Origin of the sequence: Limnohabitans sp. (assembly GCF_040401135.1) — a bacterium.
GTDB lineage: Bacteria > Pseudomonadota > Gammaproteobacteria > Burkholderiales > Burkholderiaceae_C > Limnohabitans.
The window spans coordinates 1-25,837 of record NZ_JBBAOV010000015.1; the positions used below are offsets into that span (position 1 = coordinate 1).

At 56.4% G+C, this 25,837-nt stretch carries 19 protein-coding genes and 1 pseudogene; 4 read left to right on the plus strand and 16 right to left on the minus strand.

What is annotated here, in order from left to right:
* Nucleotides 1-82: 82 nt before the first annotated feature.
* Entirely contained in the window at nt 83-1,315 is a 1,233-nt protein-coding gene (locus ABWP81_RS05870; protein ID WP_353140243.1) for an MgtC/SapB family protein, read from the minus strand.
* A 111-nt stretch (nt 1,316-1,426) separates the two neighbouring features.
* On the opposite strand from ABWP81_RS05870, the gene ppk1 reads away from it, so the two are divergent.
* Complete coding sequence (gene ppk1 / locus ABWP81_RS05875; RefSeq protein WP_353140245.1) at nt 1,427-3,556, plus strand: polyphosphate kinase 1; 2,130 nt, start codon at nt 1,427-1,429, stop codon at nt 3,554-3,556.
* A 20-nt stretch (nt 3,557-3,576) separates the two neighbouring features.
* Nucleotides 3,577-4,077: a SixA phosphatase family protein gene (locus tag ABWP81_RS05880; RefSeq protein ID WP_353135142.1), complete on the plus strand. Its 501-nt coding sequence runs from the start codon at nt 3,577-3,579 to the stop codon at nt 4,075-4,077.
* Here the strand turns inward: ABWP81_RS05880 and ABWP81_RS05885 are convergent.
* The 7 genes and pseudogenes from ABWP81_RS05885 to ABWP81_RS05915 form a co-directional block, all read right to left on the minus strand.
* Nucleotides 4,046-4,525 carry a hypothetical protein gene (locus ABWP81_RS05885; protein WP_353140247.1) on the minus strand — a complete coding sequence of 160 codons (480 nt, stop codon included), beginning with the start codon at nt 4,523-4,525 and terminating at the stop codon, nt 4,046-4,048. The genes ABWP81_RS05880 and ABWP81_RS05885 overlap by 32 nt on opposite strands.
* A 76-nt stretch (nt 4,526-4,601) precedes the next feature.
* A complete protein-coding gene (gene ppx, locus ABWP81_RS05890; RefSeq protein ID WP_353140249.1) occupies nt 4,602-6,104 on the minus strand; it encodes an exopolyphosphatase in 1,503 nt (500 codons plus the stop codon).
* 71 nt (nt 6,105-6,175) lie between these two features.
* Entirely contained in the window at nt 6,176-7,552 is a 1,377-nt protein-coding gene (chrA, locus tag ABWP81_RS05895; RefSeq protein WP_502905515.1) for a chromate efflux transporter, read from the minus strand.
* Nucleotides 7,553-7,582: 30 nt separating this feature from the next.
* A complete protein-coding gene (mnmC1, locus tag ABWP81_RS05900; RefSeq protein WP_353140251.1) occupies nt 7,583-9,175 on the minus strand; it encodes an FAD-dependent 5-carboxymethylaminomethyl-2-thiouridine(34) oxidoreductase MnmC1 in 1,593 nt (530 codons plus the stop codon).
* A 5-nt stretch (nt 9,176-9,180) separates the two neighbouring features.
* A complete protein-coding gene (locus ABWP81_RS05905) occupies nt 9,181-9,453 on the minus strand; it encodes an oxidative damage protection protein (RefSeq protein WP_310614420.1) in 273 nt (90 codons plus the stop codon).
* A gap of 56 nt (nt 9,454-9,509) precedes the next feature.
* Nucleotides 9,510-11,147, minus strand: a complete 1,638-nt coding sequence (locus ABWP81_RS05910) for a rhodanese-like domain-containing protein (protein WP_353140297.1) — start codon at nt 11,145-11,147, stop codon at nt 9,510-9,512.
* A gap of 72 nt (nt 11,148-11,219) precedes the next feature.
* Nucleotides 11,220-11,723: pseudogene (locus ABWP81_RS05915) on the minus strand (cysteine dioxygenase family protein); the annotation flags it as partial.
* 85 nt (nt 11,724-11,808) lie between these two features.
* Between ABWP81_RS05915 and ABWP81_RS05920 the strand changes: the two are divergent.
* Nucleotides 11,809-12,342: a disulfide bond formation protein B gene (locus tag ABWP81_RS05920; protein WP_353135155.1), complete on the plus strand. Its 534-nt coding sequence runs from the start codon at nt 11,809-11,811 to the stop codon at nt 12,340-12,342.
* Here ABWP81_RS05920 and argA read toward each other — a convergent pair.
* Nucleotides 12,339-13,685, minus strand: a complete 1,347-nt coding sequence (argA, locus tag ABWP81_RS05925) for an amino-acid N-acetyltransferase (protein WP_353135158.1) — start codon at nt 13,683-13,685, stop codon at nt 12,339-12,341. The genes ABWP81_RS05920 and argA overlap by 4 nt on opposite strands.
* A gap of 76 nt (nt 13,686-13,761) precedes the next feature.
* Here argA and hrpA point away from each other — a divergent pair, with 76 nt between their 5' ends.
* The gene (gene hrpA, locus ABWP81_RS05930; RefSeq protein WP_353140299.1) at nt 13,762-17,760 is read left to right on the plus strand and encodes an ATP-dependent RNA helicase HrpA; all 3,999 of its coding nucleotides are present in this window, start codon (nt 13,762-13,764) and stop codon (nt 17,758-17,760) included.
* A 10-nt stretch (nt 17,761-17,770) separates the two neighbouring features.
* Here the strand turns inward: hrpA and ABWP81_RS05935 are convergent, their stop codons facing one another.
* The 7 genes from ABWP81_RS05935 to ABWP81_RS05965 are packed head-to-tail and all read right to left on the minus strand — an operon-like array spanning nt 17,771 to nt 25,835.
* Nucleotides 17,771-18,934, minus strand: coding sequence for a pyridoxal phosphate-dependent aminotransferase (locus ABWP81_RS05935; RefSeq protein ID WP_353140253.1), 1,164 nt, complete (start codon nt 18,932-18,934; stop codon nt 17,771-17,773).
* Between the two features lie 8 nt (nt 18,935-18,942).
* A complete protein-coding gene (locus ABWP81_RS05940; RefSeq protein ID WP_353140255.1) occupies nt 18,943-19,884 on the minus strand; it encodes a CysB family HTH-type transcriptional regulator in 942 nt (313 codons plus the stop codon).
* Nucleotides 19,885-19,942: 58 nt separating this feature from the next.
* A complete protein-coding gene (locus ABWP81_RS05945; RefSeq protein WP_353140257.1) occupies nt 19,943-20,950 on the minus strand; it encodes an NAD-dependent epimerase in 1,008 nt (335 codons plus the stop codon).
* A gap of 32 nt (nt 20,951-20,982) precedes the next feature.
* Nucleotides 20,983-21,669, minus strand: a complete 687-nt coding sequence (locus tag ABWP81_RS05950; RefSeq protein WP_353140259.1) for a phosphatase PAP2 family protein — start codon at nt 21,667-21,669, stop codon at nt 20,983-20,985.
* Nucleotides 21,666-23,240, minus strand: coding sequence for an ArnT family glycosyltransferase (locus tag ABWP81_RS05955; protein WP_353140261.1), 1,575 nt, complete (start codon nt 23,238-23,240; stop codon nt 21,666-21,668). The genes ABWP81_RS05950 and ABWP81_RS05955 overlap by 4 nt, the downstream gene beginning before the upstream one ends.
* A gap of 22 nt (nt 23,241-23,262) precedes the next feature.
* On the minus strand, nt 23,263-24,825 hold the full coding sequence (locus tag ABWP81_RS05960; RefSeq protein ID WP_353140263.1) for an ArnT family glycosyltransferase: 1,563 nt from the start codon (nt 24,823-24,825) through the stop codon (nt 23,263-23,265).
* The gene (locus ABWP81_RS05965) at nt 24,822-25,835 is read right to left on the minus strand and encodes a glycosyltransferase family 2 protein (protein WP_353131804.1); all 1,014 of its coding nucleotides are present in this window, start codon (nt 25,833-25,835) and stop codon (nt 24,822-24,824) included. The genes ABWP81_RS05960 and ABWP81_RS05965 overlap by 4 nt, the downstream gene beginning before the upstream one ends.
* Nucleotides 25,836-25,837: the final 2 nt, after the last annotated feature.

Here is a 25,837-nt window from a genome sequence, read left to right on the forward strand (position 1 = left end):
GATATTGGGTGGCTAACAACGACACACGTATCAGAGCGTGAGTGCAAGGGAAGACACCGAAAGAAGTCTTCCCTTTTTTATGTCAGTCCATGATCAGCATGCCCGCAATAGCCGCTGTTATACCAAGCCCCAAACCTAGAGATATTTTTATGCCGTAGGTTTTGCCACCGCTTATAAAGGCTAGCAATATTTTTGAGCTGAAGCTTGCGCCCAAAATTCCAATCACGCCCCAGCGAGCTGTGGCAGAAGGTTCTGTGTGTTCTGGGCTAAGTTGCGCGATACCCACCGCTGCAGCATGTATTTCAACCAAGCCGACCACGATGGTGGTAGCTAGGGCGCCAGGGTCGCCATACATGGTTCTGAGCCATGCCGAACAAAAACTGACCGCACTGATGGCCGCGGCAATTAATAAAGCATGCGAAATTTGAAAGGCGCCCTGGTTAGCGGGCAGCTCAAAGGGATGGGTATTGTTTGCTCCGCGAATGAGGAACATGGCTACCAGTAACAAGGTGAGTCCTGTTACGGCCAGAGGGATAACCAGTGACATCATCAATGCAGGAGCCAAGGCACTCAGCACCATGGCAAAGAGCGTCAGCGACGACAGCGTAGCAAGCAACGCGGCAGCACTGGCGATGGATGAGAGCTCAGGTTTGACAAGCGCTTTGCGCCCAAATTCAGCCGCTGCAGCCGTAGAAGAAATGAAACCCGAAAAGAAGCCCGCGAGTGGCAAGCCCCAAGTCACGCCAGAGGCGCGCATCGCGATGTGCCCCAGCATGCCCACGCCCATGATCAGCACCACAATCTTCCACATCACATAGGGTTTGATTGCATTCCACGGATCTATCGCCTCTTTAGGAAGAAGTGGCAGGGCGACCAAAGCCGCCGCACAAAGCATCAAGGCGTCTTTAAGTTCTAGCTCGGTCAATACTTCTTGGCTGAAGCGGCGTAAAGTTTTTTTCACAAACAACAGTACAGCCACCACCACACCCATGGCCGCCGCAAGCGATGGGTCATGCATGGCTAGCCCCGACAAAACTATAGTCAGCAGCAGCGTGAATTCGCCTGTCATGCCTGGGTCTTCTCGTGCAGATTGGCCATAACCTACTGCAATCAGGAGGCCAGTCACCAGCAAGGCGGCGATGAAAAAATTTGGCCCTAAGGAAAAAGTGATTGCACCCAGCAGTGCCACGATGGCATGCGTGCGCACACCCGCTTTCATGGGGCCGGGTTTATGTAACCTTTCACGGACTGTGCCAATGAGCAGGCCTGTGCTTATAGCCGTGATTAGCCCAATATAAGATGTCTGGGAATTCATTAAGACATCTTAATGACTGTCGCGAGTTGAGATGTTGATTTTTTATCATAAATGTCACATTTTCGTCAGTTTAATTTGTGACACTAGCCCTCTACATAAGCAGGTAAAGCAATGACAACTGGAACAAAGGTTACCGAGGCACAAACGTCAAAGAGCGTCAAGGTGCAGTGGCTAGATCGCGACCAAAGCTTGTTGGCATTTAATAAGCGTGTGTTGGATTGGGCCAAGCGACCGGAAGTGCCATTGCTGGAGCGCTTGCGCTATTTATGTATCGTGTCCTCCAACCTCGATGAATTTTTTGAGGTCCGTGCGGCGCTTTACGCCAGCTTAAGCCGTCCATTGGCCCCACTCGACGCTATTGGTGTGGAGGCGCAAAACTCTCTCAGCAAAGTGGCGCATGAATTGGTGGACGAGCAATACGCCTTGTACAACGATGTTTTGCTGCCAGCTTTTGCCAAAGAAGGCGTGCGCATTTTGTCTTTCAACGAGCGCACCTTGGCGCAGCATCAATGGGTCAAGTCATTCTTTGAGCGCGAAGTGCGCCCCTTGTTGTTGCCAGTTGGCTTAGACCCTGCACACCCGTTTCCGCAAGTGGCCAACAAGTCGCTTAATTTCATCGTGCGGTTGTCGGGCAAAGACGCGTTTGGCCGCGACAACGAAATTGCCATTGTCAAAGTGCCACGTAGCTTGCCTCGCTTGATTGCCTTGCCAGAAAAGCTGTGTGGCAAACGCCAGCTCTTTGTGTCTATTTCCAGCGTGATCCGCGCCCACTTGATCAACCTTTTCCCTGGGCGCGACGTGGGTGAATTTTCTCAATTCCGGGTGACGCGTCATTCGGACTTGTCGGTGGACGAAGAAGATGTAAAGAACTTGCGCACGGCATTGCGTCAAGGTTTGGTGCATCGCAACTACGGACAAGCTTTGCGCCTAGAGGTGTCGTCGGGTTGTTCTGACTATTTGTCTGACTTTTTATTAGAGCAGTTTGAATTGCCACCTTCGGCCCTTTACCGCGTCCATGGCCCAGTTAATTTGGTGCGCTTGAACCAGCTGATTGATTTGGTGAACAACCCCAAGTGGTTGTTTCCAAGTTATATCGCCAGTTACCCCGAACAGTTGGTCTCAAATGGCTCCATTTTTGATCGCTTGCAAACAGGCGACGTGATGATTCACCAACCCTATGAAAGTTTTGACGGTGTGCTGTCCTTCTTGCGCGAAGCTGTGCGTGACCCCAATGTGTTGGCCATCAAGCAAACCATTTACCGCACAGGTGCTGACTCGGTACTGATGGAGTTGCTGCGAGAAGGAGTGCAGCGAGGCAAAGAAGTGACAGTGGTGGTGGAGCTCAAGGCCCGCTTTGACGAAGAGGCCAACATCAATTGGGCTGAGAAGCTTGAATACATTGGCGCTCAGGTGGTGTACGGCGTGGTGGGTTTGAAAACTCATGCCAAGATGCTGTTGGTGTCACGCCGCGAAGGCCGCACCATTCGACGCTACGCGCATTTGTCTACGGGCAACTACAACCCTCGGACGGCCAAGCTCTATACCGATTTAAGTCACATCACCTGTGACCCCAAGATCACCCAAGATGTGGAAAGTGTGTTCAGCCTGCTGGCCAACCAAAGCAAGATTCCACGATTGAACAAGCTAATGATTGCGCCTTTTCATTTGCAACGCAGCTTGATCGACAAGGTTGAGAAAATAGCTTTGGCCGCAGCCAAAGGTGTGGCCAGTCGCATCATCTTGAAGATGAACACACTCACCGATGAGAAGCTCATGGAAGCGTTGGTACATGCGGGCCAATCGGGTGTGCAAATTGATTTGATCATTCGCGGCGCGTGTATGTTGCCTGCGCAACGCCCGGGCGTGACCGATAACATTCGTGTGCGATCCATCATTGGTCGATTCTTAGAACATTCGCGCGTTTTTTATTTCTGCGCAGGCAATGACGAGTCTATGTATTTATCTAGTGCCGATTGGATGAGTCGCAACATGTTGCGCCGTGTCGAGCTGGCTTGGCCGGTGGAAGATGCCGCCATGCGCAGGCGTTTGATGGATGAATGCTTGTCGGCCTATTTGCACGACAACGTAGACGCTTGGAATATGGATGCCCATGGGCACTACACCCGCGTGCAGCCTGCTAAGCCAAGACGCTCAACAAGCTCAACCACGCAAGCACCTAAGCCAGTGAAAACGCATGGTGCGCAATCCGTGTTGATGGCGCTTTATGCTTCTAAGACGTAATGCTTCATGAAGGAGTCAAGATGGACTTGATTTTGTGGCGTCATGCCGAAGCCGAGGTTGCCCCCGAAGGTGGGGATGACTTGTCTCGTCCGTTGACTAAAAAAGGCGAGAAACAAGCGGCCAGAATGGCCTCGTGGTTAGACATGCATTTGCCTGAGGGCACGCGGGTGTTGGTCAGCCCATCGGTTCGTACACAACAAACCGTGGCACCTTTAGAACGAAAATTTAAATTACGCGATGAATTGGTGCCCGAAACATCGGTGGCCGATGTGTTGGCTTTGCTCAAGTGGCATCCAGAAACAGGACCCCAATTGAAAGGGCCTGTGTTGCTGGTGGGGCATCAGCCTTACTTGGGGCAGTTGCTGGCGCAACTGCTAGAGATGAAAGAAGCCATGTGCCCTGTGCGTAAGGGCGGCGTGTGGTGGCTGCGCACACGTTTACGCGACGGCCAGCTACAAACAGTGTTGCTGACCGTCGCTTGTCCTGAGCTTATTTCGAACCCTTGGGACGACCGGTCTTAATGGTCGGCACATTGCTCAGGGCAGCTTTGAACTGAATGTCGCTCATGGCGGCGAGGGCTTTGACACCTGCGCGCAGCAATTCGCTTTTCTTCACAGCTTGACCCAATTTGCCAGCGCGTATCTTGAGTGCATCGATGACAACGTATTCGTCTTTAGGAATGGTGAAACTGTCACGCACCAATTTTGGCTTCTTCACTTTGGCGAGCTTGACGGTCTTCACAGCTTGCGCGGTCTTGGTCACAGCTGATTTAGCTGGGGCTTTTTTTGCTGCAGTTTTTGTCACCGCTTTGGTAGTGACTGCGGAGCCGACTTTTTTGGCGACCGGCTTCTTAGCGGCTGGTTTTTTGGATGCTGGTGATTTAGCAGCGGGCTTTTTGGCCACTGAAGCTTTGACGATAGGTGCTTTTACAGCAGCTTGGACGAGTTCTTTTTGAGCAGCGGTGTTCACTTGTTGGTTCCTTGAGAATTAATCGAATAAACAGTTTATATCGTTTATTTAAAAAAACCTAATGTCATATAAGTTTTTAATTTGTCACAAACTCAAACAGCCAAGGTGCTTTTTGCCATGAAGTCATCTCTAGCTTCAGCAAATGTGTGGATTGCGGGTAGTCCACTACCCATGAATCGGGGGCGGTGAGGGTGATGCATTGTTTGGCTTCGTCGCATATCAAGTGCAGAGATTGGTGGTCTGGGTCTTTGCGTGCGTGGCACAAAATCAGGCTCAAACGCAAGGCCATCAGCATCTTGGCGAATTCATTTTCTTCTAATTCGTTTTCAAGTTTTTTAAGTTTGCCGCGTTGCCCCAACACGAGCAAGCCCAAGCGATGCAGCTCGAACATGCTGAAGCCCACCAAGTCAGCGTTATCCAAGATGTAAGCGCCGTGCTTGTGGTAATCGCTGTGCGAAATGGAAACGCCCACCTCATGCAGTTGCGCTGCCCAGTTGAGCTTACGGCGCAGACGGTCAATTTTTGAGGACTCGATTTGATCGGCTGCATACATGTCGTGCAGCAAATGTTGGGCGACCTGGTTGATGCGTTGGCCCTGTTGCACATCCACCGCAAATTTGAGCGCCAAGCGTTGCACCGATAGGTCGCGCATGTCGGTGTCATGGTCCTCGCGCTCCACCATTTCGTACAGCACGCCATGGCGCAGAGCGCCTTGTGCCACGTACAAAGTGTCGACTTGCAGAATGGTCATCAATGCCCGCAAGATGCTCACGCCGCCGCCAATAACGGCACGTCGGTCATCTCGCAAGCCTTCGAGTTGTACCTTGCTGGCGCTGCCTGAGCGGACCAAACATTTGACCAACCAGTCCAAACCATCGAGTGTGATTTCGCCATGAGGGAAACCTGCAAACTCTAAGATTTCAGCCACGGCACCCACCGTACCGGATGCCCCATAAGCTTTGTTCCATTGGCTGCGCGGGTAGGCAGAAATACCTTCTTCCAACACGGCTTGTGCGGCGATGTCGGCGCGGTAAAAAGTTTGCTCGGTCAACACACCGTCTGGAAAGTATTTCATCGACCACGTGACGCTGCCAACACGAAACGATGCAGTTTCAGAGGCATTCAGCCCTTGGCCAAGCACCAGCTCGGTGGATCGTCCGCCAATGTCTATCACCAACCGACGTTCGTTGTCGGTGGGTAGCATCTGGGCCACGCCTTGGTAAATCAAGCGGGCTTCTTCGGTGCCAGCAATCACCTCGATGGGGAAGCCCAAAATTTCGCAACCGCGCTTTAAAAATTCTTCACGGTTTTTGGCTTCGCGCAAAGTTTGCGTCGCCACAGCACGCACCTGAGCTTTTTTGAAACCTGACAGGCGTTCTGCAAAACGTGCCAAACACTCCCAGCCGCGTTCCATGGCGTCAGGGGTAAGGTTGCGTTCGGCATCGAGGCCGTTTCCCTGTCGAACTGTTTCTTTTAGGTAGGCGACGCGTTGAATTTGTCCGTGGTCGTAGCGACCAATTTCGAGACGAAAGCTGTTGGAGCCCAAATCAATGGCTGCGAGGAGAGTACCGTTTTTCATGTAAATAATATTACCGTTTATTCATGACAAATATATGTCATGTCGCTGGCATCAACTTGAGGTTTAAGCACTCAAATCGGAATCAGTTTGACAGCCAGCCCTACCAAGGCGCAAAGTCCAATCACTTCCATTACACCGCGCTTGTATTTAAAAAGCGCCAAGGCTGCACCCACAGCAATGAGTGCCGAGCGCACATCAAATGCGCCATCAAACCCTTCTGGCCACAAGAGGTGATAACCAAAAAACAAGGCAAGGTTCAAGATCACGCCCACCACGGCTGCGGTGATGGCGGTGAGCGGTGCGGTGAACTTGAGGTTGCGGTGTGTGCTCTCGACCAAGGGGCCGCCCGCTAAGATAAAAATGAACGAAGGCAAGAAGGTGAACCACGTCACGAGGCACGCGGCTAACGCTCCTGCAGCCAACAAACTCTCAGGCCCTAGCAAGGCCTTGACGTAACCACCGATGAACGCCACAAACGCCACCACCATGATGAGCGGCCCGGGTGTGGTTTCGCCTAAGGCCAAGCCGTCCATCATTTGCGTCGGCGTGACCCAGCCAAACTGGCTGACTGCGCCTTGGTACACATAAGGCAGCACGGCATACGCACCACCAAACGTGAGAAAAGCCGCCTTGGTAAAAAACCACCCCATTTGCGTGAAGCTGTGCTCCCATCCAAAGACCGCATACAACACACCCATGGGCACTGCCCACAGCACTGCGCCTGCGAACAGAACTTGCGCCAATCCGGCAAAACTGAAATGCGCATGCGCTGGTGGTGGTGTGTGGTCGTCAATCATGGCCGGGCCATGCGATACGTTGGATGAGCCATGACCGCCGCCAGTTTCAAAGGTGTGCGGTGACACGCGCCCCCCTACATAACCCACTGCAGCGGCCATGCCCACGATCAGCGGGAAGGGCACATTGAGCGCAAAGATGGCCACAAACGATGCAGCAGCGATAGCCCACAACACATTGTTCTTTAGGGCGCGCGAGCCGATGCGATGCGCAGCCTGCACCACGATGGCCGTGACCGCAGGCTTGATGCCAAAGAAAATGCCCGCCACCCAAGGCACATCGCCCAACGCGATGTACACCCACGACAGCGCGATGAGGATAGCCAGCGACGGCAACACAAACAAAGCGCCTGCAACTACACCGCCCCAACGCTTGTGCATGAGCCAGCCGATGTAGGTCACCAGCTGCTGCGCCTCCGGCCCTGGTAGCACCATGCAGTAGTTGAGAGCATGCAAAAAACGTCGCTCAGACAACCAACGTCGTCGCTCCACCAGTTCTTGATGCAAGATGGCAATTTGCCCCGCAGGCCCACCAAAGCTGATGAAGCCAAGCTTGAGCCAAAACCAAAATGCTTCGGTCATGCTCACAGCTGTCGGAGCTACGGACCCGCTGACATCTTCTTGGCGAGGTGTGTTGGGCGTTGTGTCAGTCATGCGTGGTTGTGTGTGTTAGCGGTCTGTGGCTCAAGCATTTGACCTGAATCGTGTGGCATTTAAAAACTGAGCCAACCGTTCTTCAACGGGTAACGGCTCGCCATGCCATTGCGCAGCCAGCAATTCGCCGCAGAGCAAGCCCAATGTCAAACCGCGCGAGCCCATGGCCGTGTTCATATACAGGCCTTCGGGCGCATTGGGTACGCGGCCCGTCATGGGCAAGCGGTCATGCACGCCGCAGCGCACACCGGCCCAGCCGTGCACACGTGGCGCGTCTGTGCCCACGGTGGCAAACAAGGGGGCAAGTGCAGCTGCTGTTTGCGGCTCTAAGGCATGCAAGCGTTCTAGGTTTTCGGTATGGTCGCTGTCAAGCAAACGGGCGTCGCCGTGGATGCGGTCATACGTGGCACCTGCGAACCAGGCTAGGCCATCGGGTGTGGTGATGTTGTGCACAAAGCTGCCATTGCCGTTCACAGGTGTAGCGGGCATGTGCGCGTCTGCAGGCAGGTCGGCCATCAAGCCCCAAGAAATTTGTCCGCGCAGCGGGTTGATGCGCGGGGCGCTGCCATTACCTGTGGCGGTGGCGATTAGCGCCGCAGAGCCAGGGCCTGCGGCCAGCACCAAGCGCGAGGATTGCGCTAAGACGGTGTTGCCTTGTAGCGCTTGCCATTGCGTCTCTGTGCGTTGGAGTGCATCCACTTTCGCATGGCCTTGCCAGCGAATATTGGGGTGGTTAAGCAGCGCACGCACCAGTTGTGCTGGCCTGAGCCACGCACCGCGTGGATGCCAAAAGGCATCGTCAGGCGCGGGCGCTGGTGCTTTGTGCGTCCAGTTGTTGGCGGTGTGGGCGTGTTCGTTGAGCCAGCTCAGCGGTACACCGCCGCGTCTGGTTTTGCCGGGTAAGCGACGCTCGCGCACACCCGTGCGGCCCCAGTCCACGCCCTCAGTCAGCAGCGCTTGCATGGTTTGTTCCATCAGTCGCAAGCCTGCGCGCGAGAGGCGTGACACGCCGCTGTCGTCGTGCGAGGTGTGAGGGGCCACCACGCCCACAGGCAAGCCCGATGCGCCAGCGGCTGGGGTAGTGCCTGCATCTAAAACGGTGACTTGCCAACCACGCTCGGCTAGAGCGCGTGCCGTGCCTGCACCTGCAATGCCTGCGCCAATGATGGTGACGGTGCGCGCGTTCAAGGCGGGTACGTCGATCGGTGTGGCACAGGGGCCCGTGGTGTGTGCGCACAGCACGTCGACAAATTCGGGCCAGTCTTCATGCTTGCCTACACACAGCGTCAGCATCAAGCGTGCGTCGTCGTTCGCGCTTTCATAAGGCTCGTCGCTTTTTAGCGCAAACCGCAATCGGTGTATGCCAGGCAACAAACCCCAGCATTGCTCAGCCAGTTGTTGGGCGAGCGGCAAAAGTTTGGGGTCTGATGCTGCGGCCTTAAGCAGCGTATCTGCTTGCAAAGGCTGCTCGGTCTGTGCCACCACATGCAGGTGCGTGGGGCGATGCGCATCTGCCGCCCACGTGTGCCACAGACGAAGAAAAGCCAGCTCGTCAAAGCTGGCTTGGGTGTGGCACCAGTTGCTGAAGCCGGTCCAAGTTTGTGCGGATGGCGTCAGAGCCACGCAGCTTAAGGGCTTGGCGGCACGTAACCTTGCACGGCATCAGCGCCGTCGCCAAAGAAGTGTTTTTCCATTTGGCGCTTCAGGTATTCACGGGCGCGCAGGTCAGCCAGATTCAAACGGTTTTCGTTCACCAACATGGTTTGTTGCTTGATCCAATCGGCCCAAGCTTGCTTGCTGACGCTTTCCCAAATGCGCTTGCCCAACTCGCCTGGGTACGGTGGTAAATCAAGTCCCTCTGCTTCGGTGCCGAGTTTGATGCATTGAACGGTGCGTGACATGTGTGTGCTTCTCTGTGATGAAGATGAAAAAACGAAAGACGAGACTGTAGCAATGTTTAGATTACCTTAAAGTGATGTGTGCCATCGCGAGCCAGCTGATCGACCAAACCAAACTCCCAGTCAAGATAGCCCTGCATGGCTTCGACGCGGTTGTTGGTGCCCTCATACGGGCGGCGGTAACGGTCCACGCGCTCTACAGCCATTTGGTGGTCGCCAGTTTGCAGCTTGCCGCCCTTGGCCAGCCAAGCGGCATTACCACCGTCGAGCCACACCACCTCTACGCCTTTTTTGACGGCGGCTTGCACTTCTGTGACCGCATAACGCGACACGTTACCGTTTTGGCAGGTCAGTACATAACGTGCGCCTTTGTGGGCGGCCGACAGTGAAGCCTTCAGTTCCGTTCTCATTACCCACCATGAACTGTGGATGTGACCTTGTGTAAATTGGGCGCTGGTGCTGAAGTCAAGCACCACGGTGTGGCTGTTGCGATCAGCCAACCAAGCCTTGACTTGGGCCACTTCGACTGCGGTCACTTTGCCTTCTGGTTCGGGCAAGCGTAAAGCTGGTAGGTCGGTGTGAGAAAAGTCTTCAGCGGTGAGACCTGTCAGCACAAACACATCCCAGCCCATTTGTGCCAACCACGAAGCGCTCATGTGGGCGCGCGTGCCATCGGTATCGCACAGCACCAAGCGCGCGCCGCGGACGGCGGCTTGGTGGTCGGTCTCTTGCACCAGTTGGCCACCTGGGGCGCTGCGTGCGCCAGCCACATGACCTGCCGCGTATTCTTCTGGCGTGCGCACATCAAAGAAATAAGTGGTGCGTGTGGAATCGGCCAGCCATGTTGTCAGCTCGTCTAAGTGCACGCGCTTCACGCCTGAACGCATCGCCACGGCAAAGGCGCTGGCTGCTGCTCTGGTGCGGATGGCATCGTCCACTTCTGGAAAACGGTCGTTTGCGCCTTTGACCAGTTCTTGTCCCGCCAGCGTCCAACCAATCGTGCCATTGCGTAGCGCACTGACGGGATTGGGGATACCCGAGTTGATGAGCGACTGTGTGCCGATGATGCTGCGCGTGCGACCCGCACAGTTGACGATGATGCGAGTGGCAGCATTGGGTGCCAGGGCTCGTGCACGCAACACCAGTTCGGCCCCTGGCACGCTGATGCCGCTGGGAATGCTCATGGTTTGGTACTCGTCAAAGCGGCGTGCGTCCATCACCACCACATTGGCTTTGGCGTCAATCAGAGCTTTAACTTCTTGCGCCGACAGAGACGGTGTGTGGCGTTTGGACTCCACCAACTCGCCAAACGATTTGCTGGGTACGTTGACATCGCGAAATACTTCTCCGCCCGCGTCTTGCCAGCCTTGCAAACCACCCGCGAGAAAATGCACATTTGTATAGCCCATGCGCTTCAAGGTGCGGGCAGCTGGCAGGGAGAGGTCGTCGCCGTTCAAGGCTGCGCCATACACCACGATGAAGGTGTCCAAGCGAGGGATGCGCGTCCACGCATCCGCTTCGATGCGGCCCAGCGGTAGGTTAGCTGCAAACAGCGGGTGGCATTGGGCAAATGGGTCTTCCTCGCGCACGTCGAGGATGGCGATTTCTTGGCGTTGCAGCAGAGTTTCGCGGATGCGGCTGTACGACGCGTGGGGAAACTCACCCGAGGTGAGGGGAGACTCACTCGGCGTTTCCAACTTGTGATTGCTGTAGCCAGACACAAATTCTTTTACCGTGCCGTCTTGATGAAATACATGGCGGTTGACTTTGCCGATGTTGGCTCCGTAGACATGGATGCTGATAGACGCTTGATCGGCCAGTGCGTTCCACACGCGGTGCACATCGCCAATGGTGGGCGACACGGCTTCTACGGTGCCTGCCTCAAGTTTGCTTTGTTCGCCGCTGGGCAGCCAGTGGCCTTGTGCGTTTTTGGCGAAGGGTTGGCACAACTCTGCGCCGCGCAGCATGCCGATCAAACCCCACACCGTGTGGTCGTGGATGGGCGTTGCTTGACCAGGACCCCACACAAAGCTCACGACTGAAAAACGGTCATCGGGGTCGGCGTAGAGCAAGAATTGTTGGTAACGGTCGGGGTTGGGCTGGGCGTATTCGTTGGGCAGCCAATCGTCTTGGCCTACCAATTCGCTCAGCAGGGTTTTGCCACTCGCCAAGATGGTGGCTTCATCGACAGTGCTTTTAAGCAGGACATCGAGTTGAGTCACGAACTTATGAAGTCGGGGCGTATCTGCGAGCCGAGGTGTGCGAAGTGTCATGGCTTATCTCTGGTTTTTAGGCGCTCAGGCCATTTCTATCATTGTTTCACAGCGACAATCGAATTCAGTCCCTTTGGAGATACTTGTGAGCGTAAAACTTTTGAATAACCCCCGTCGTGTTTGGCTTGGTATTGCGCTGACCTGCCTTGGCCTGCTGTCCTTTGGCATGTATTTGCAACATGTGGTGGGCCTAGCTCCTTGCCCCATGTGCATTGTGCAGCGCTATGCCATGGTGTTGATGGGGCTTGTGGCATTGCTGGGCACTTTTGTATCAAGTCGCACCCCGACTTTGATGGTGGGTGGTTGTGTGGTGTTGCTGGCCGAAGGCGGTGCTTATGTAGCGGCCCGTCAAAGCATGTTGCAGTGGAACCCGCCCGAGACCGTGTCGTGTGGTCGCGACTTTTACGGAATGATTGAAACCTTCCCGCTCAAGCAAGCCATTCCCATGATTTTCAAAGGCAGCGGTGACTGCACGACTGTCGATTGGCTGTTTTTAGGTGGCTCGATTGCCAACTGGTCTTTCGTGGCCTTTTTGGTGATGGGCACTCTGGCTCTTGTGACCACGTTGCGCGTCTTGCGTCCTAAGTCGATGGCCGCTCAGTCTGGCAGCGAGGCTTAAAGCTTTTTGACCAGCACCAAGCTCCTGCGGTCCCAGTTGTATTTGCGCTTGCGGGCTTCGGGAAGCCAGTCGGGGTCGACTTGCACAAAGCCGCGTTTCAAAAACCAATGTTTGGCGCGTGTGGTGAGCACAAAAATGCTGCTCAGCCCCTTGTTGCGGGCGCGGTGTTCGACGCGTTTGAGCACCTTTTCGCCATCGCCTTGACCTTGCGATTGGGGAGACACGGTAAGAGCCGCCATCTCTGCTGTTTTGGCTTCGGGGTAGGGGTACAGCGCGGCACAGGCAAAGATCACGCCGTCATGGTCGATGACGGTGTATTGACCAATGTCTCGTTCAATCTCGTTGCGATCACGCTTGACGAGTGAGCCATCGTTTTCAAACGGCTCAATGAGTTGCAAGATACCGCCCACGTCTTCGTGGGTGGCTTCGCGCAGTTCTTCGAGTTTTTCGTCCACCACCATGGTGCCAATGCCGTCGTGCATGTAGACCTCGAGCAGCAACGAGCCATCCACCGCAAACGGCAAGATGTGGCTGCGCTCCACACCCGTCTCGCAGGCCTTGACGCAATGCTGCAAGTAAAACGCGATGTCAGACGGGTTGCTGGTCTGCGGCAGGGTGGCTAGTAGTTTTTTGGCGGCGTCCAAAGGCAGCTCTGTGTCGACGGGGTTGTCTTCGCTAGCAGGCTCTGCGGGGGTGATGCGAATGCCCGGTGTCTCGGTAACAAAAATGAGCTTATCAGCCTGCAACGCGGTAGCCACCGACGTGGCCACTTCTTCCATGGTCAAGTTAAACGCTTCGCCAGTCGGCGAGAAGCCAAATGGCGAGAGCAGCACCATCGATCCAGCGCTCAATGTTTGCGTGATCCCAGCCACGTCCACCTTGCGCACCAGGCCTGAGTGTTGGAAATCCACACCGTCCAAGATGCCCACGGGGCGGGCGGTAATAAAGTTGCCAGAAATCACGCGCACGGTAGCCCCGGCCATGGGCGTGTTGGGCAGGGCTTGGCTGAAGGCGGCTTCAATCTCATATCGCAGTTGGCCTGCGGCCTCTTGTGCGCAGTCAAGGGCCACACCGTCGGTGATGCGCATGCCGTGCGAGTACTGCGGCACATGGCCTTTGGCCAGCAGTTGCTCGTTCACCTGTGGGCGAAAGCCGTGCACCAACACAATGCGTACGCCCATGCTTTGGATGAGCGCCAAGTCTTGCGCCAAGTTTGGCAGCTTGCCAGCGGCAATGGCCTCGCCCGCGATGCCGACCACAAACGTCTTGCCGCGATGCATGTGAATGTAGGGTGCGACCGAACGGAACCAAGGCACAAAGGTGAAGTCAAAAACAGCGGACATGTGGGCGGTTGGGTGACGGGTAAATGTGTGGGCGGCCTGAGGCGGGCCGGACGAGGATAATTGCGGATTGTCCATCATGTCAGCGCCTGTTTTGTCTACGTCCGTTCCCTTCCAGATTGAATTTCCAGAATCGTTGCCTGTCTCGGCCAGACGCGAGGAGATCATGGCTGCCATGCAGGCGCATCAGGTCATCATCGTGTGCGGTGAAACCGGCTCTGGCAAAACTACCCAGTTGCCCAAAATGGCGCTTACTTTGGGAAGAGGGCAAGGGCGGGAATTGGGCCCACACTCCAAGCCTGGTCAGCGCAAACAAATCATCGGCCACACGCAGCCGCGCCGCATTGCCGCTAGCTCTGTGGCCAAGCGCATAGCTGAAGAACTCAAAACCCCGCTTGGCGAGGTGGTGGGTTTTAAGGTGCGCTTTCAAGACCGTTTGAGCAAAGACGCGTCGGTCAAGCTGATGACCGATGGTATTTTGTTGGCCGAGACGCAAAACGATCCGCTGCTCAAAGCCTACGACACCATCATCATTGACGAGGCCCACGAACGCAGCCTGAACATCGACTTTTTGCTGGGCTACTTACGCGAAATTTTGCCGCGTAGGCCCGATCTGAAAATCATCGTTACCTCGGCCACGATTGATGCAGACCGATTCGCGAGGCATTTCGCGTCTGCCAAAGGGCCAGCGCCTGTGTTGATGGTGTCGGGCCGCACCTTCCCTGTAGAGATGCGCTACCGACCCTTTGAAGAAAAGCGCGACTACGACCTCAACAATGCCATTGCAGACGGCGTGGACGAGCTATGGAGCAAACCATCGCAACAGGGCGATATTTTGGTGTTCTTGCCTGGCGAGCGTGAAATTCGAGAAGCGGCAGACCACTTGCGCGCGCACCTAAGCCACTCCCCCGTGATGCGCAGTGCCGAAGTGCTGCCCCTGTTTGCACGCCTCTCCAGCACCGAGCAAGACCGTGTGTTTGACACCCGTGGCGGCCGTCGCATTGTGCTGGCCACCAACGTGGCTGAAACCTCTCTCACTGTGCCTGGCATTCGCTATGTGATTGACGCGGGTAATGCCCGTGTCAAGCGTTATAGCTGGCGCAGCAAGGTGGAGCAGTTGATGGTCGAGCCCATCAGTCAAGCGGCGGCCAACCAACGCGCAGGCCGATGCGGCCGTGTGGCGGATGGCATTTGTATTCGCTTGTACGACGAGGTGGATTTCAACGGTCGTGCCAAATTTACCGATCCCGAAATTTTGCGTTCATCTTTGGCCGGTGTGATTTTGCGCATGAAGTCACTGCACCTCGGAAACGTGGAGCAGTTTCCGTTTCTCGAAGCACCGCGACCCAAAGCGATTGCCGATGGCTACCAACTGCTGAGCGAGCTTGGCGCGGTGGATGACGACAACGAGCTAACCCCTATGGGACGCGAACTGTCTCGCTTGCCGCTAGACCCCCGTGTGGGCCGCATGATTTTGGAAGCGCGTGACCGCAACGCTTTAGACGAAGTGCTCATCATTGCCAGCGCCTTAAGCGTGCAAGACGTGCGCGACCGTCCGATGGAAGCACAAGCTGCAGCCGACCAAGCGCACGCCAAGTTTGACGACGACCGAAGTGAATTCAGCGGCTACCTGAACTTGTGGAAGTGGCTAGAAAACTCACGCGGTGGCAAAAATAACGAACACAAACTGAGTAACCGCCAATACGAGGCGCTGCTGCGCCAAAACTTCATCAACGTGCGCCGTGTGCGCGAGTGGCGAGACACCCACACCCAACTGTTGACAGTGGTGACCGAGCACAAATGGCGCATCAACACCTTGCCCGCCAGCTACGAGCAATTGCACCTGTCGATGTTGGCCGGCTTGCTTGGCAACGTAGGCTACAAACTTGAAGACGAAGAGGCGTATCTGGGCGCACGCGGCATCAAGTTTTACCGCCACCCCGGCGCGCACTTGCGTAAAAAGCCCGGCCGCTGGATCGTGGTGGCCGAGCTGGTCGAAACCACGCGCCTGTTTGGGCGTGGCATTGCCGCGATGGAGCCGCAGTGGCTCGAGCAAGTGGGCGGCCATCTGCTGAAAAAACAATTGCTCGACCCGCATTGGGAAAAGAAAGCTGGCGAAGTCAAAGCGCTAGAGCGCGCCACCTTGTATGGCTTGGTTGTCTACAACGGCCGCCGCGTGAGCTACAGCAAAGTAGACATGGTGGGCGCGCGCGAAATTTTCATTCGCGAAGCTTTGGTGGCGGGCGAGCTAGACACCAAGTTGACATTCCTCGCGGCTAACCAAAAGCTGATTGCGCAAGTGGAAGAGCTGGAACACAAATCGCGCCGCCAAGATGTGTTGGTGGACGACGCGCTCATCTTTGCGTTTTACGATCAGCAGTTGCCCCATGATGTGTGTAGCTTGGTCACGCTAGAGCATTGGTATCGCGAAGAGGTGAAACGCCAGCCCAAGCTTTTGTGCCTGAGCCGCGAAGAACTGATGCGCCACCAAGCCGCAGGCATCACCACGCAAGCGTTTCCCAAAACATTGCGCATGGGCGGTGTGGACTGCTCGGCTGACTATTTGCACGAACCCGGCGACACCAAAGACGGCTTGACCGTAACAGTGCCGCTGTTTGTGTTGAACCAAGTGAGTGAAGAGCGTGCCGAGTGGTTGGTGCCCGGCATGCTGAACCAAAAAGTTCATGCCTTGCTCAAAACCTTGCATCAGCGCCCCCGATCGCGCCTTGTGCCGCTGCCCGAGAGCGCAGCACGTTTGACAGAGGCTGTGTCGGCAGACACGGTGTTTGGCGCTGGCCCTTTGGTGGATGCTTTGCTAAAGCTGGTGCGCGACGCCACGCAAGTGGATGTGAAGCGTGCAGACTTTAAGGTGGACATGTTGCCGCCGCATTTGTTTATGAACTTCCGTGTGGTGGATGAGCATGGGCGGCAGTTGGGGCATGGGCGCAACTTGGGTGCTTTGAAGGCTGAGTTGGGGAGTCAGGCTCGAGGGGCGTTTCAGGCGTTGGCTGCTTTGAAAGGTGTGGGCACTGTTTCGGGTTCTGGCACTCTTGTGGGTATGGGTGTTGACGATGCAGCGACGTTGAGCGATGAGGGGCAGCGGGCTCCCCATGCTTATCAGAAATCGTCACCCGCTGCCCCTCATCGCTCAACGCCTTTTGGTGGGGCGGCGTCAGAAATGGGGGCCCCCATTTCTCTCCCCGAGCAGCGCTACACCAGTTGGACCTTTGGCGAGCTACCGGAGCTGATGGAAATCACCAAAGGCAAGCAAACCCTCATTGGTTTTCCGGCGTTGGTGGACATGGGCGACGCTGTTTGCATAGAAGTGTTTGATGAACCCGAAGTGGCAGCCACCAAACACCGTGCGGGCCTGCGCCGCTTGTTTGCCATGCAAATCAAAGACTCGCTCAAGTACCTTGAGAAGAATTTGCCCGACCTGCAAAAAATGTCCGTGGTCTACATGATGGTGGGCAAGTCGCCAGATGGCTCGGGTGGGGGTACGGCTGAAGAACTCAGGCAGCAAATTTTGGATGTCGCGCTAGACCGTGCCTTCTTGCTCGACCCACTGCCTACGAGCGAGGCTGATTTCAAACGCCGCTTAGAAGAGGGCCGAGGACGGCTGACGCTGATCGCCAATGAAATTGCTCGCTTGGCCAGCACCGTGTTAACCGAGTTTGCAGCCGCCAACCGCAAAGTCAAAGACACCAAATCCAGCCCCGACAGCGTGGCTGACGCCGCGCAGCAATTGCAACGATTAGTGGGCAAACGCTTCATTGCCGACACGCCCTACACACAGCTGCAGCACTTTGCGCGCTACCTCAAAGGCGTGGTGCTGCGCCTAGAAAAACTGCGCGCCGATGCCGCGCGCGATGCGGCCAAGCTGGCTGAACTCAAACCGCTAGACCAAAAATATTGGCGTCTGGTGGCCGAGCGCAAAGGCGTGACCGATGCGCGCATGCAAGAGTTCCGGTGGCTACTGGAAGAGCTTCGCGTGAGCTTCTTCGCACAAGAGCTGCGCACGCCCCAGCCGGTGAGTGTGAAGCGGTTGGATAAGGCTTGGCAGCAGTTGAGTTATTGAGTTCGATTGATCAAAGCCGCGCCAACCGCCCCAGCGCCAACTTCAAAGTCTCGTCTTGTTTGGCGAAACAAAAGCGCACCACGCGTTGGTCAAAGCCATCGGCGTAAAAGGCTGAGAGTGGAATAGCGGCGACGCCAATTTCAGAGGTGAGCCATTTGCAGAAGTCGGCTTCGCTCAGGTCTTTTTCGGGCACGCTGAGTTTGTCGATCCGCACACATTGAAAGTAGCTGCCTTCAGATGGCAGCAGCTCAAACTTGGTTTGGGCCAAGCCTTGGCAAAACAGGTCGCGCTTGGCGGCGTAGAAGGCGGGCAGTTGCAAGTAGGGCTGTGGGTCTTTGAGGTAAGCGGCCAAGCCGTGTTGCACGGGTGTGTTGACGGTGAACACGTTGAACTGATGCACTTTGCGGAATTCGGCGCTGTACGCCGCAGGGGCGGCCACGTAGCCCACCTTCCAGCCGGTGACGTGGAAGGTTTTGCCAAAGCTCGACACGATAAATGCACGCTCGGCCAAGCCAGGAAAGCTAGAAGCGCTGAGGTGCTTCAGCGGGGCGTAAACCATGTGCTCGTAAACCTCGTCGCTGATGAGCACGATGTTGGTTGGGGCGAGCAGCTCTTGCAGTTTGAGCATTTCTTCGCGTGTCCACACGGTGGCGCTGGGGTTGTGTGGGCTGTTGACGATGATGGCGCGGGTCTTGGGGGTGATGGCCGCGGCAATTTTGTCGAAGTCAGGGCGGAAGGTGCCGGGGGTGAGTGGCACGCGCACCGTCACGCCGCCGGCCATGTCGATGTTGGGGATGTAGCTGTCGTAGCAGGGCTCCAACACAATCACTTCATCGCCCGCACGCACCACGGCCAAGATGATGCTGAGGATGGCTTGCGTGGCACCCGCGGTGATGGTGATCTCGCTGGTGGGGTCGTAGCGGTAGTGGTAGAGCGATTCAATCTTGTCGGCCACGGCTTCGCGCAGGGCGGGCACGCCAGTCATGGGCGGGTATTGGTTGAGGCCGCGGCTCATGGCTTCGCTAACGCAGGCAACCAGCTTGGGGTCGCAGTCAAAGTCGGGGAAGCCTTGGCCGAGGTTGACAGCGTTCTTCTCAGCAGCTAGGGCCGACATCACCGTGAAGATGGTAGTGCCGATGTTGGGGTATTTGGTGGCTAGGTGCGGTGTGGTCATGGCATGGCTCACATATTGAAGTCGGTGGGTTGGCCATCGAGGGCCTTCATGATCAGGTTGCGGTCGAGGCGGTCACTCAGCAGAGCGGCAAAGTCATACACAAAGTGGCGGATGTAGGCGCTGCGTTTAAAAGCGATGCGCGCCACGTTTTTGCCAAACAGCTGCGAGGCAGGGCGGGCCACCAGGCTATCGTCTAGGCTATCTTTGACAGCCATTTCAGCCACGATGCCGATGCCCAGTCCAAGGCCGACATAGGTTTTGATGACGTCAGAGTCAATCGCCTCAAGTGCGATGCGCGGCGTCAAGCCTTTGGCAGCAAAGGCTTTGTCGATGCGGGTGCGGCCGGTGAAGGAGGGGTGGTAGGTGATGATGGGTTCGGCCGCCAAGTCTTCCAGCGTGATACGAACTTTGCCTGCGAGCGCATGCGACTTGGGGATGACCAACATGTGCTCCCACTCGTAACAAGGCAGCGTGACTAGCTCGGGGTAGTCGGCCAGCGACTCGGTGGCAATGCCAATTTCGGCCACTTCGTCCATCACCATTTGCGCGACTTGGGCAGGTGCGCCTTGGTGCAGGCTGATGTTGACTTTGGGGTAGGCCTCGCGCAATTTGGCAACGGGCATGGGCAACACATAGCGCGCTTGGGTGTGGGTGGTGGCAATTGACAGCGTGCCGCTGTCTTCGGCACTGAACTGTTCGCCAATGCGCTTCAAGTTGCCCACTTCGCGCATGATGACTTCGATGCTGCGCAGCACATGCTGGCCTGGCTCGGTCACGCGCTTAAGTCGTTTGCCGTGACGCGAAAAAATCTCGATGCCTAGCTCTTCTTCCAGCTCAATGATGGCTTTGGACACACCTGGCTGCGAGGTGTGCAGAGATTTGGCCACCTCAGTGAGGTTGAGGTTGCGGCGAACGGCTTCTTGGACGAAACGGAATTGATGCAGGTTCATGGCGTGGCTTTGTTGGTAGCCATTTCATTATGCCTTAAGCATCTAACCAATCGTTTCTTTATGCTTTGTAATAGTCACGGTACCACGCGACAAAGCTAGCAATGCCTGTGCTCAAAGACGTGGCAGGCGTAAAGCCGATGCAGGCTTGCAGCTGGGTGGTGTCTGCAAAGGTGGCGGTCACGTCGCCGGGTTGAGCGGGCTTCATGATTTTGGTGGCTTCCACGCCCACGGCTTGCTCAATGGTGTGCACAAAGTCCATGAGCTGCACGGGGTCCGAGTTGCCAATGTTCAACACACGGTAGGGCGCCCAGCTTTCCGCGCATCCGGGTTCTTGGCCTTTGGCAAAGGTTTGTGGGACGGGTGGGCGGTCGAGCACACGCAGGGCGGATTCGACAATGTCGTCCACATAGGTGAAGTCGCGCATCTGCTGACCGTGGTTGTAGATCTCTATGGTTTGACCTTTGATGATGGCGTCCACAAATTTGAAGGGGGCCATATCGGGGCGGCCCCAAGGGCCATAGACCGTGAAGAAGCGCAAGCCCGTGGTGGGTGTGCCGTACAAATGGCTGTAGGTGTGGGCCATTAGCTCGTTGGCACGCTTGGTGGCGGCGTACAGGCTGACGGGGTGGTCGACAGGGTCAGACTCTTTGAAGGGTAGTTTTTCGTTGCCGCCATAAACGCTGGAGCTGCTGGCGTAGGCCAGATGCTTGACTTGCCAGTGACGTGACCATTCCAGAATGTTTAAAAACGCCACCAAGTTGGACTGCGCATACACATGGGGGTGATCGATGGAGTAGCGCACGCCAGGCTGAGCGGCGAGGTGCAGGATGACATCAGGACGCCAACTGCCCAACTCGGCTTCGATAGCGGACATGTGGACCAAGTCTTCTTCGATGAAGCGAAAGTTGGGTTGTCCCAGCAGTTGCTGCATGCGCGCGTGCTTGAGCTTGACGTCGTAATAGGGGGTGAAGTTGTCAATGCCAACCACGTCGTCGCCACGGGCTAAGAGTCGTTGGGCCGCATGCATGCCGATAAAGCCGGCGCAACCAGTGAGAAGAACTTTCATGCGGCCATTGTCCCGCAAAAAGTGAGGCTAAATCAGGGCTGAGTTTTGAGCCTGCGACGCGCGTGCCACGTCACGTAGCACCAGCGTGTGGCCCACGCACAAGCCCACAGCAGCAAGCCGCCAAACAACACATCGCCTAAAAAGTGACCGCCTTGTGCCATGCGCACAAAGCCCAGCACCAACCCTGCCGTCCAGCCAATGGCGAGCCAGCGGCGACGCGTGCGTGTGGTGGCAAGTGCGCCAACGGCAATCAGCACAAAGCCCGTGCCCGCATGGCCACTCATGAAGGAGCAATTGGTGTCGCATCCTGAACTAGGTACGAGGGGTGAGGTGTAGGTTTCTGTGCCACCCAAGGCGGTGATTTGGCTGGGCCTTGCGCGGCCCCAATTGTCTTTAAAGCCTACATGCAAGACAAGCCACAAGCCCACGACCAAGCAGACAAGTAAGGCCAGTGCTTGACGGCGCGTGGCAGGCGTTATCCAACCCCGGCCAAAGGCTAACAAGAGCACACACAGCACCAACATGCCACGCCCCACCCACGGCACGCTGATGTGCCAAAGATGAACCCATGGCCATTGCGCCGCATCAAACCCAACGCCAGGTGTGTAAAACCAACGGGCCACTTGCAGATCCAACTCTGGCCGAAACAGATACACCGAGATACAAATTAGGCTGAGCGCAAACCATGTTTGCATTTCATGGCGTTGCGGGCGTGTCATGGCTTGGCGTGTTGGGTTTGCAGCAACCAAACTTGAAGCGTGATGCGGCCTGATTGCGCTTCAGCAAGTTGGCGTGCATTCGGATAACGGCTCAGCAGCAGGGGGTGGGGCTCGCCAGGGTTGATCCACAGCACCGCGGGGTCTGATGCATCGATAGGCCAAGGTTGTTTCCACTCAAAGTGATGATGCACCCCACCGTCTGTGTTCCAGGCATACAGCTTGGGCTCTAGTGCGCGCAGGCTGTAGGCGGCTTGCACCAAGGTGCTGCGGTCACCCGTGAGCCAAGGTATATCTCGGTAGGGTTCAAGTGCGGGCTTGAGGGTTTGCAGCGAGGCATTCCAGCCGCGCATGCGTCCCCAGATGTCCCATTTGGATTGGTTGGGTTGAGTTTGCACACCCACCCATTGTTTGATGTCGCCTCCGGTGGCAATAAAGCCGCTCAGCACAAAACCAGCAACACAGGCCCAGGCAAAACGTGTGAGCGAAAGCGCGCGCTGAGTAGCCCAACATGCCAGCCACAAGCACACGCCCAAGGCCATGGGCACAGACCAGTTGATGAGGGCTTTGGAGTTGAGTGCTTGAGCCAAACCCAAGGCCAAGATGGGAAATGAAAAAGCCAATGCGTATGCGCCAGGTGTCCATACACGGGCCTGAATGGTCTCGGGTTCGGCCGCTTGTCCCATGCCACCCGATGCTAATGTGGGTAAGTCATGGGCGCGTTGCTTGCGCCAAAGCCAAAAGCACACCAGCCAAACACTCGGGCCCAAAATTAACAACTGGCCCAATGAAAATTCTAGGCCTGAAGCCAACACCCGACGCCAGCCACCCGCGCCTTGGGCCACGGTCGAGCCTGTTTCTTGCACGGTAATTTCAAGCGTGTGTTGCGCCGTGGGCCAGTGGTTGGCCATGTTCCAAGCCAAATGGGGCAGCAGCATCAACACTGCTACCAAGCTGGCGAGCAGTCCGCCTAAAAACACTTGACGACGGTGCCTGGCGGGGGCCGTTGCCAACAGCCACAGTGCAGAAATACCCAGTGCCAAGGCACTGTATTTGGACAACACACCTAAGCCTAAGCTCAGGCCGCAAGCGATCCACCACAAGGTGGCACGGTAGCCTGATGCGTGAGCAGCTTCCCATAAGGTGAGCATGCAAAACGCCCAAAACAAGGTGAGTGGCGCATCGGTGGTGACACTCAAACCCAACAATCCCGACACCAAAGTGGCAGAAAAAAGCCCACCTGCAAAGATGGCGGTGCGCATGCCACTGATGCGATAGGCCAAGCGGCCCAGCACCCAGGCGCTGAGAATCCAGCACGTCATTGCAAAGGCTTTGACGCCTAGCAGTGAATCGCCAAACAGGGTGGTGGAGGCGGTGATGAGGGCCACCAACACGGGTGGCTTTGAAAAGTAGCCCCATTGCAAGTCGCGCGACCACAGCCAGTATTGGGCCTCGTCTACATGCAAGCCCGCGCCGCTGAGCGAGAACTCAAACATCCGTAAGGCTAGCAAAGCAAACGACAGTAACGCGAGGATGACAAGCGTAGAGGAGGAGGGGGAGGAGGGGCGATTCATAGGGCAGCGATTAAAAAGTCGCTCATGGCAAAGGCTTAAGCAGCAACAAGCCGCGGTGGCTGTGTGCTGTTTCATAGCGGTTCACGGGCAGGCCCTCCACCCGGTCTTGGCGCACGATGACCCAGTCAGTGGTTGCGGGTGGCTGCTGCGTGGTGGGTTCACCATAGTAAAAAGCAAAGCTGGGTTGGTGCATGCGCCACTGAACGATGCGCGCGTCTGGATGGTGTTGGCGAGCCCAAGTAGCCACCTCTTGAAATGGCGCTTGCAACACTTGGCCCAGCCAAGGAATGACGACGCCCACCCACAGCATGCTGACCAACCAAACACAAGCCATAAGCCGAGCCCAAGCGTCACTGTGCCGCTTGATGGCCAACCACACACCCACCACGGCCACGAAAGCGGCAGCCACTTGAACCGTCAAACCACTAGGTGCACTGGCCAACAAAGGTTGCACCCATGTGTCTGTGACGGTGGTGGCGCCCCAAGCCGCAATGAATGGCATGGCGAAAGCAAGCGCGCAAGACAGCGCAGTGCAGATCCAAAGTGCGGCTTGCCAAGCTACAGAGGCTGGACGCTTGACAGACTGAGCCACGATCAACAAGACCAAGGGCGCCAGGCCATACAACATGTAGTGCGGCAACTTGGTCCCCGAGAGCGAGAAAAAGCCCAACACGAACAGCACCCAAATCCACAAAAAGCGCTGAAAGGGGTCAGCCCACTGCGTGCGCGGACTGCCTAGTAAACGTATGCACCAAGGCGACCATGGCAACAACAAAAGTGGCAACACCATCACGTAATAAAGAGGATTGCCACTGTGCCCCTCTAGCGTGCCAGTGAAGCGCTCGACGTTGTGCTTTAAAAAGAAGCCTTGTACAAACGCCATTTCGTGGCGTTGCAAGGCGTAAAGGTACCAAGGTACGGCTATGGCGAGCAGCAACAGCCAACCCTTGGGTTCCCAAAGTGCTTGCAAGGCGGTACGACCGCGGTCAGTGATCAAAGACCAAATCAGCAATGTGACGCCAGGAATGAGCAGCGCCACTGGGCCTTTGGTGAGCAAGCCCAGTCCGCACCACACATAGGCCCAACGCAAGGCTGAACGCGAGCCGGTTGAGGCGAAGGTCCACAAGCACAAGCCAGTGGCAATCAGCAAGGCGTTGAGCATGCCGTCGGCGGTGGCAGCGCGACCAATGGCCAACAGCCCCAAGCTTGAGCCCAGCATGAACGCGGCGCGTTGCCCCGCGGCCTCGCCCCATTGCTGTGCAGCAAATCGCCACACACCAGCGGTGGCGGCCAGCACCGCCAAGGCCGATGGCAAGCGAGCCACCCAGTCATGCGGGCCGAGCACGGTCATCAAAGCCGCTTGGCACCAATAAATGAAGATGGGTTTGTCAAAACGGTCGGTACCGTTGAGGGTGGTGTGGCCCCAATCACCGGAAGCCAGCATTTCGCGCGAGGCTTCGGCAAAGGCCCCTTCATCCACATCAAACAGGGGTGCGCCTGCTAGACGAACCAAATACAAACTCAGGAGCGAGAGTGCGACCCAGGCCGCATGGGTCCAGCGAAGGGGGTTGCAATATTGGATCATGCGTGTGCGGTATGCCAGCCTTCAGTGGGCTCGGGCGTTTGGTTGTGCATCACGTGGTATGAGCGGGCGCCGCTTTGGTCAAAGTAGCTGCGCATCAAAATCTCTGCCAACACACCGGTGGTTAGCATTTGCACGCCAGCCAGCAAGGCAAAGAAGCCCAGCCACAACAAAGGACGGCCGCCCACTTGCTCGCCAAACAATTTTAAAAGTCCCAAATAGGCCAAGACCAAGCTGCCTATGGCCGAAAAGACGAGGCCAATGCCGCCAAAGAAATGGCCAGGACGTGTGCCAAAGCGCAAGAAGAAGTACATGGCCAGCAAGTCAACGATCACACGGAAGGTGCGTGAAATGCCGTATTTGGATTCCCCCAACATGCGTGCGTGGTGACGCACAGGCTCTTCGGCCATGCGACGTGGGGAGGTGACCGTGGCCAACCATGCGGGAATGAAGCGGTGCATTTCGCCATACAGGCGCACTTTGCGCAGCACTTCTCCGCGAAAGGCTTTGAGGCTGCAGCCCAGGTCTTTGAAGTCAAGACCTGAGACTTTGCGAATCAGGGTGTTGGCAATCATGGAGGGGAGCTTGCGCAAAATAAATCCATCTTGTCGTTTTTGACGCCAACCGGCCACCATGTCGAGGTCTTCGTTCAGCAAACGGGCCACCAACTTGGGGATGTCGCGCGGGTCGTTTTGCAAGTCGCCGTCCATGGTGACGATCACGTCGCCCCGTGCTGCATCAATGCCGGCCTGCATGGCGGCGGTTTGTTTGAAGTTGCGGCGCAGCTCGACCACGCGGATGTGTGGGCCAATTTCTTTGGCGCGCTTGAGCAAGGCGGGCACGGTGTTGTCTGAACTGCCATCGTCGACCAAGATCAATTCCCATGGCATGGGGTAGTGGCTGAGCGCCTCTTGTACCGCATCAATTTGCAAAGGTGCGTTTTCTTGTTCGTTGTACATGGGCACAACCACCGACAAGGTGTGCTGTGGCATGAGGGCGATGGCGTCTGACATGA

Excerpts from the sequence above, each read along its gene's own strand:
- ABWP81_RS05880 (WP_353135142.1), top strand. The coding sequence starts at position 3,577 with ATGGACTTGATTTTGTGGCGTCATGCCGAAGCCGAGGTTGCCCCCGAA.
- ppx (WP_353140249.1), bottom strand. The coding sequence starts at position 6,104 with ATGAAAAACGGTACTCTCCTCGCAGCCATTGATTTGGGCTCCAACAGC.
- hrpA (WP_353140299.1), top strand. The coding sequence starts at position 13,762 with ATGTCAGCGCCTGTTTTGTCTACGTCCGTTCCCTTCCAGATTGAATTT.
- ppk1 (WP_353140245.1), top strand. The coding sequence starts at position 1,427 with ATGACAACTGGAACAAAGGTTACCGAGGCACAAACGTCAAAGAGCGTC.
- ABWP81_RS05965 (WP_353131804.1), bottom strand. The coding sequence starts at position 25,835 with ATGTCAGACGCCATCGCCCTCATGCCACAGCACACCTTGTCGGTGGTT.
- ABWP81_RS05870 (WP_353140243.1), bottom strand. The coding sequence starts at position 1,315 with ATGAATTCCCAGACATCTTATATTGGGCTAATCACGGCTATAAGCACA.
- ABWP81_RS05955 (WP_353140261.1), bottom strand. The coding sequence starts at position 23,240 with ATGAATCGCCCCTCCTCCCCCTCCTCCTCTACGCTTGTCATCCTCGCG.
- ABWP81_RS05950 (WP_353140259.1), bottom strand. The coding sequence starts at position 21,669 with ATGACACGCCCGCAACGCCATGAAATGCAAACATGGTTTGCGCTCAGC.
- ABWP81_RS05945 (WP_353140257.1), bottom strand. The coding sequence starts at position 20,950 with ATGAAAGTTCTTCTCACTGGTTGCGCCGGCTTTATCGGCATGCATGCG.
- ABWP81_RS05905 (WP_310614420.1), bottom strand. The coding sequence starts at position 9,453 with ATGTCACGCACCGTTCAATGCATCAAACTCGGCACCGAAGCAGAGGGA.
- ABWP81_RS05935 (WP_353140253.1), bottom strand. The coding sequence starts at position 18,934 with ATGACCACACCGCACCTAGCCACCAAATACCCCAACATCGGCACTACC.
- ABWP81_RS05960 (WP_353140263.1), bottom strand. The coding sequence starts at position 24,825 with ATGATCCAATATTGCAACCCCCTTCGCTGGACCCATGCGGCCTGGGTC.
- ABWP81_RS05940 (WP_353140255.1), bottom strand. The coding sequence starts at position 19,884 with ATGAACCTGCATCAATTCCGTTTCGTCCAAGAAGCCGTTCGCCGCAAC.
- chrA (WP_502905515.1), bottom strand. The coding sequence starts at position 7,552 with ATGACTGACACAACGCCCAACACACCTCGCCAAGAAGATGTCAGCGGG.
- argA (WP_353135158.1), bottom strand. The coding sequence starts at position 13,685 with ATGTCCGCTGTTTTTGACTTCACCTTTGTGCCTTGGTTCCGTTCGGTC.